The sequence below is a fragment of the Brasilonema angustatum genome (genome assembly GCF_059505445.1).
Genome location: NZ_JCACKO010000084.1, coordinates 1 through 6,552, shown reverse-complemented (window position 1 = coordinate 6,552; position 6,552 = coordinate 1). Strand labels below are relative to the sequence as shown.

At 42.2% G+C, this 6,552-nt stretch carries 7 protein-coding genes and 1 pseudogene; 5 read left to right on the top strand and 3 right to left on the bottom strand.

Annotation, left to right across the window (positions count from 1 at the left end):
* The 4 genes and pseudogenes from AC5JM2_RS15475 to AC5JM2_RS15460 all read left to right on the top strand — a co-directional run.
* A partial coding sequence (locus tag AC5JM2_RS15475) for a hypothetical protein (RefSeq protein ID WP_495835763.1) occupies positions 1-227 on the top strand: 227 nt, incomplete at its 5' end.
* A gap of 205 nt (positions 228-432) precedes the next feature.
* Positions 433-684 (top strand): hypothetical protein, encoded by a 252-nt coding sequence (locus AC5JM2_RS15470; RefSeq protein WP_495835762.1) that lies wholly within the window; start codon positions 433-435, stop codon positions 682-684.
* 407 nt (positions 685-1,091) lie between these two features.
* Positions 1,092-1,430: pseudogene (locus tag AC5JM2_RS15465) on the top strand (type II toxin-antitoxin system Phd/YefM family antitoxin).
* Positions 1,396-1,629 carry a type II toxin-antitoxin system RelE/ParE family toxin gene (locus AC5JM2_RS15460; protein ID WP_495835761.1) on the top strand — a complete coding sequence of 78 codons (234 nt, stop codon included), beginning with the start codon at positions 1,396-1,398 and terminating at the stop codon, positions 1,627-1,629. Before AC5JM2_RS15465 ends, AC5JM2_RS15460 begins: the two are co-directional and overlap by 35 nt.
* Here AC5JM2_RS15460 and AC5JM2_RS15455 read toward each other — a convergent pair.
* Positions 1,609-2,526, bottom strand: coding sequence for an ATP-grasp domain-containing protein (locus AC5JM2_RS15455; protein ID WP_495835760.1), 918 nt, complete (start codon positions 2,524-2,526; stop codon positions 1,609-1,611). The two genes, AC5JM2_RS15460 and AC5JM2_RS15455, sit on opposite strands and share 21 nt — an antisense overlap.
* A 169-nt stretch (positions 2,527-2,695) precedes the next feature.
* Positions 2,696-2,935 (bottom strand): hypothetical protein, encoded by a 240-nt coding sequence (locus AC5JM2_RS15450; protein ID WP_495835759.1) that lies wholly within the window; start codon positions 2,933-2,935, stop codon positions 2,696-2,698.
* Between the two features lie 611 nt (positions 2,936-3,546).
* Between AC5JM2_RS15450 and AC5JM2_RS15445 the strand changes: the two genes are divergently transcribed.
* Complete coding sequence (locus AC5JM2_RS15445) at positions 3,547-5,232, top strand: SulP family inorganic anion transporter (protein WP_495835772.1); 1,686 nt, start codon at positions 3,547-3,549, stop codon at positions 5,230-5,232.
* 501 nt (positions 5,233-5,733) lie between these two features.
* Here the strand turns inward: AC5JM2_RS15445 and AC5JM2_RS15440 are convergent.
* The coding region (locus AC5JM2_RS15440) for an ATP-binding cassette domain-containing protein (protein ID WP_495835758.1) at positions 5,734-6,552 on the bottom strand (819 nt) is incomplete at its 5' end.

The following is a 6,552-nucleotide window of genomic DNA, read 5'->3' as shown; positions in this document are numbered from 1 at the left end:
ACGCAATTGAAACCGCAACCAACGCATTAGCATCTGTAAATTGGGAATTGCAAGATGAACTAAATGATGCTGATTTAATGGCAATTTCTGGTGGTGGTGGATCACTAGTAAATGTTGGAGATATAGCAAGTAATAATGGAGGAGATGGAATAGGTGTTTTAAGTAATGGAGATAATTTAAATAATTTAGGAAAAAATCTTATTGTAAGTGTTTTAGGGGGGTTATAAGGTAGTTACTTCCGTTTGGGGGAGGAGGAGAAGGTAGTATGCAATTATAGCGTATAACGCCGATCACAACGCTTAATGCTTCGGTAGTAAATTTATCGACAACTTTCTCCACCTCTTTTACCTTCGATACCTAGCACTCACGCTTACGCTCAAATTCAACGTTTAAAATATAAAGTCAAAACACACAAAACTTGAGGTTAAAAAAATGAACGCACTTAACGCAATTGAAACCGCAACCAACGCATTAGCATCTGTAAATTGGGAATTGCAAGACGAACTAAATGATGCTGATTTAATGGCAATTTCTGGTGGTGGTGGATCATTAGTAAATGTTGGAGATATAGCAAGTAATAATCCAGGAGATGGAATAGGTGTTTTAAATAACGGAAATAATTTAAATAATCTAGGAAAGAATCTTATTGTAAGTGTTGGAGGTTCGTTAGGTGGGTTAGTTTAAGGCAGTACCGTTTGAGGAAGGGGGAAAAAGTACCATGCAATTATACCGTATTACCTTGATCACAACGCTCAATGCTTTGGTGGTAAACTGATTTACAATTTTCTCCACCTCCTTTATATTGGATACACTTGCGCTTCCGCTCAAATTCAATGTTTAAAACTTAAAATGTTTAAAACTTAAGATGATAAGTGTTTTTTGATTTTGAATTTTAAACTTTGAATTACCCAAGAAAGGTTGACCAGCTAGCAGCTTACTTCCCTAGTAAGACTTGCTAGCTGGTTTTGGTTTGGGTTAAGGGGCGCAAGAGTGCGGACGAAAGTGTCCCATCAAAGATTCTTTTTTTTGGAAGTTGTCAGCAACATGATTGACCATTTAGAATATATGTACAGAAGTTTGTACATAAATCGATGCTACCCTACAAAATCACATCCCCAACCGATGCCAGAAATGACTTTTTTAAGCTGTTAGACCAAGTCGTAGAAAATCATCAAGTGTATATCATCAATCGTCGTGATAGCGAAAATGTAGCCTTGATTGCTGAGTCAGATTTAGTGAGTTTGGTTGAAACGGTTTATCTTTTGCGTAGACGCGCAGCGGCTTGTCGTTAGACATCGCCTGCAAATGCACGTCACTTACTGGATGCAATAGAAGAGTCAAAAACAGGAAAGATTCAACCTCAAACTATCGCAGAACTTCAGCAGGAGTTGGGGATTGAACAAGAAGAAGAAAAAGAAAGCCCAAGCTGAGGAAATTAAGCCAGTTGTAGTGAATCGCACTCCTGGTTTTAGCTCTAAATTCAAAGAAGATAAGAATTGGTGCTTTAAGCAAGACTTTCAGAAAGCTTCAAAAATCTTGGATTTGGTGACGGCTGTGATGCAAGATCCATTTGAGGGTAAACAAAAAGATATTTCACAACATACGACTTCAGTTCTTAGACGTTTTTAACAAAAGCTTAACTAAACTTTGAGTGATTCCAAAGCCAGTTTGTTGCTCAAAATGTATAAACATCGGACTGGGATTAGCTTCTAGAAATACGTATTCACCTGTTGGTTTTAAACGCCAGTCAATCGCCGTCCACTCTAACATCAATGCTTTAGTAATAGCTAGACACTGTTGCTCAATAGCTTCAGGCAAATTCACAGGAATCAACTGTGCTTGTGAATCTTCACGAAAGTCTAGAGAATGACTGCGAATTTCTGCAGAATATATCTCGTCGCCAATTACATAGGTGCGGATATTAGTACCAGGAATATACTCTTGGAAAGTTACCGGAGAAAGGCGTAACGCCAAATTCAGTCGCTCAAGTTCTAAATGTTTGTCTGTAACCAGCTGAGTATGTGTTCCACCGTACACTGGCTTAAAAATTGTCTTTGACTGTCTTTTACAGAATTCAATAACTTGCTCTGGGTTATTGCTAATTAATGTGGTGGGAATTTCGACTCCAAGAAGCCTAACTGAGTTGAGTTGTAAAGGTTTTTCCTTGTGGAATTGGTAAGCTTGCCAGGAATTCACCCAGAAAACTGGTGTCGCTTGGAGCATTGTGCGCAGTACACTCATTGCATCACTGAAAGCAATTTGTTGCCGTTCCGACTGCTGCAAGGATGGAATGTAAGGAGCAGAGAAACTCCGCCAATAAACGCTTGATATGTCGTCAAGATTTAACTGACGTCCCCCTGGCAGAGTAAAACATCCAGCCTGAGTATTGGGCTGCCAAGAAATTTGTATCTGAGTAGGGAATAAACGAGTATCCAAGTAATCTACTACTGCACCCGCTTGTCTGAGGGCATCTTTCACATGTGAAGCATGGGCATCAAAAGAATTACCTAAGATGAGGATATTCATCACTATACAAAGGGGTAACAGTTGAGTAGATAAGCTGGGAACATTACCGCTCTTGTTTGAGAATGAGCTTAACAAGCAGCTACTTCTTAATGAAATAAATCTGCTTTCGCCATAAGATGATAACAGGATGTACACTTCTAGATGAAAGCGCAATCATCAAGCTGTCTTCCTAGTAGTGCGGACCACCACCCTCTTCTGCTGCTTCACCCTTTTTGGCAGTAATGTAATGAGTCGTAGCAACATGACCGCCACCCTCTTCTGCTGCCTCACCCACAGTAGCAGTGACGTAATTAGTCGTAGCTTGAGATCCGCCATGAATGTTTTGAGCTTCTTCATCTGTCAATTGCTCTTCAAAATCTAGCTCAATCGCTTTCAGGTCAGATAGTTCTAGCTCAAAGGGATGACTCATAAAATCCTCCAAAATCTGTGATTTCTACTTAAAGAGTGTCCGAATCAATTATTACATATAGCACTCCAAAATGATTTCTAAAAATTGAGTTAAGGTACAATCTTCTAGGTTATGACAACGATATGAACCCTATGTGTATCAAGGTTTTTTGATTCAAAAAATGAAGAAACTTATGTTTTATACCTTTTAGATAAACAGTAAAATTTTACTAATGACGGTTATAAAAAACACAACTACTATAAATAGCGATATATCACTTGCTACATCAATTAGCAGGGATTTACTAGATGAATGTAAAAAAAGAGTTAGTCATTGACCAGACACAAGTTGGGCAACTAATTGGTCAACCTGGCACACAAACAGCGCTGACTCAGGAATAATTTGTAGCATTTTTGGGACTGACATACCCGACAGGAAATAGTTGGATAAATAGACGTGTCAAGCCGTCTCCTTTAGCTATGCAGCAAATTAAGCAGTTATTAAAGCCAAAGGGCAAAAAAGGCAGGAAATACTCCAAAAAACCTGTGCAAACTTCTTGCTGCAAGGCATTGGAAAGAATGGAATAACACCTGTGCATCAATAAATTGTGTATGAGAGTTGAAACGGACAATATGGCAATTTCTGATATCCTCGAAGAACCACAGCTTTTGCGTCTGAGTCGCTGGTTTAGTGGACTGCGCGGCGATTTGACGGGAGGACTGACAGCAGCTGTGGTAGCCTTGCCTTTGGCTTTAGCCTTTGCGGTGGCAAGTGGAGTAGAACCAAAGGCGGGACTTTACACCGCTATTGTGGCGGGAATTGTAGCAGCAATCTTTGGGGGTTCGCCGGTACAGATTACAGGACCTACGGGTGCAATGGCTGTCATCTTGGTGGGAATTGTCGCTAAGTACGGCATTGAGAAAGTTTGGATTGCTGGGGTAATGGCTGGGATTATCCAGATTGCCTTGGGGGTTGCCAAACTTGGACGGCTAGTAAAGTTTATTCCTTATCCAGTGACGGCAGGCTTTACTAATGGTATTGCCGTGATTATTTTTTGTGGTCAACTAAATAATTTCTTTGGTTTACAACTGCCGCGTAGCGAACATTTTTTGCCGGGACTTTGGCAAACTGTAACTCATGTAGAAGCTGCAAACTGGGCAGCAGTTGTACTGGCAATGCTGGTGATTGCAACCACGGTTTTGTGGTCCAAGGTTAATACTACAATACCAGGTTCTTTAGTGGGGTTAGTGTTGGCGACAGCGATCGCTTATTATTTTCATTTGCATGTGCCAACAATTGGAGCCATTCCTCAATCTTTACCCATGCCCCAAGGTATTCCTCACTGGAATAATTTTAGCCTGATTCGAGAACTAATTAATCCGGCTTTGGCTTTGGCTGCACTGGGAAGTATTGAATCATTGCTGTCGGCGGTGGTGGCTGATGGTATGACGGTGAGTGAGAAACACAATAGCGATCGCGAATTAATTGGTCAAGGCTTGGCAAATATTATTCTTCCATTTTTTGGTGGCATCCCCGCAACAGGTGCGATCGCTCGTACTGTTATCAATGTCCGTTCTGGCGGGAAAACCCGACTTTCTGGCGTCATTCACGGTGTTGCCTTAGCCATTATTGTGTTAACTTTAGCACCCTTGGCGGCGCAAGTACCCTTAGCAGCACTTGCTGGCATTTTGATGGTGGTTAGTGTGCGGATGATTGAATGGAAAGCCATTGGCTTATTGATACATGCTACCTACTCCGACTTTGGTGTCATGATTCTTACCTGGTTGGTAACAATCTTGTTTGACTTGGTTCTAGCGGTTGAGGTGGGATTAATTGCAGCCGGGGCGTTGTTTATCAAGCGGATGAGCAATTTGAGCCTTGTCAAAGTACCTGAAACTGAAGTGTTTCCCCCAGGTACTCCTCTGGAATTAGGCAAAGAAATTGCTGTTTATCGGGTAGATGGTCCGGTATTTTTTGGTGCTGCGGAAAGGTTTGTTACCTTTGTCCGAGATCAACCAGAAGTGAAGTATTTAATTCTGCGGTTGCGATTTGTGCCAGATATGGATACCACTGGATTAGTAGCCCTAGAAGATATTTACCACGACTTGGAACGCCACAATTGCCGCTTAATTCTCACAGGTTTACAACCCCAAGTCAAACAACTATTAGAACGTTCCGGATTGTTAAAAACAATTGGGTTGTCAAATTGTTTTGAAACAACGACAAATGCTATTTGCTCTCTGACTGATAATACTGAAGGATGTTCTCTACCTGTAGCGACTAATTTTCACCTCAAAGAATTGATGGATAATGACTGACACTATTTTGCCATCAAGTGAGTAAAATATAGCGGTTTTCATTTGAATCATATACACTGCCACGCATAATGTAGAGACGTAGCATGCTACGTCTCTACAGCCGTGTATTGCTCTGGGAAGCAATCGCAACCCACTGTTTTTAGTAGCGCGTGCGTAAGTCCTAAATTATTTACGATTCAAGCAGCGACAAATTTATTCTCTCACCAAACATGGCTTGCGTTGCGTTTTTGCTTGCGTTTCAAGCTGGCGTCTTATTCCTATCGCGACCGCCCCTTTCCCCAATCACTCCCCTCCTACTAACGGCGATACGCGGAGCGTCAAGCCTTCGGCTTATCGCTCTGATCAAAGTAACCAGATTCTACCCTTTCCACCTAGGATATGCATAAGATCGCAACCTGTCACCCTGTGTACCAGTTGCGTAAGTCCTGATTATTTGTCGAGATTCAGACAATTCGTTGATTTCTAAAAGTTAACTCCCGCCAAAAAGCAGGCTTGGGTGAATCATTCTTCAGTACGCAGCAAGCTAGCATATTTCCCCCCTGAGTCCCATAACTCTTCATGCGTACCCCGCTGCACCACTTTACCCTGCTCCAGTACAATAATTTCATCACAATCGCGAATCGTACTGAGTCTGTGCGCTATCACAATACAAGAACAACCACGTCGCCGCAAATTCCTATCAATAATCAATTCTGTTTGAGCATCCAGCGCCGAAGTCGCTTCATCCATAACCAATACCGCCGGATTCCGAACCATTGCACGAGCAATTTCTAAACGTTGGCGCTGTCCACCACTGATGTTCATTCCTCCTTCAATCAGCTTTGTATCATATCCCCCAGGCATAGATTCAATTAAATCGTGAATGACTGCATCAGAGCAAGCTCGCACCAAATCAGTTTGTGATACTGTTGAATCCCATAAGGTAAGATTTTCCCGAACCGTCCCACCAAACAGAAAAATATCTTGTTCTACCATCGCCAAAGAATTCGCCAAAACAGAGCGAGGAATCTGAGTTCTCGGTACGCCATCAAAGCAAATTCCCCCAGACCAAGGTTCGTATAAACCGCAAACTAGCTTAGCAATTGTAGACTTACCAGAACCACTCCCCCCCACGATCGCCACTCGTTGTCCCGGCTTGAGAGTTAGGCTAAAGTTCTCAATCAAAGGATCGTCCACACGGCTATAGCCAAAGGTAATATCTTGTAACTCAACATAACCCTGCAACCGAAAGGATATTGGTAATTGGTAATTCTCCCCTGCTTCCTCTGCTCCCTGCTCCCTGCTCCCTGCTCCCTGCTCCCTGCTCCCTGCTCCCTGCTC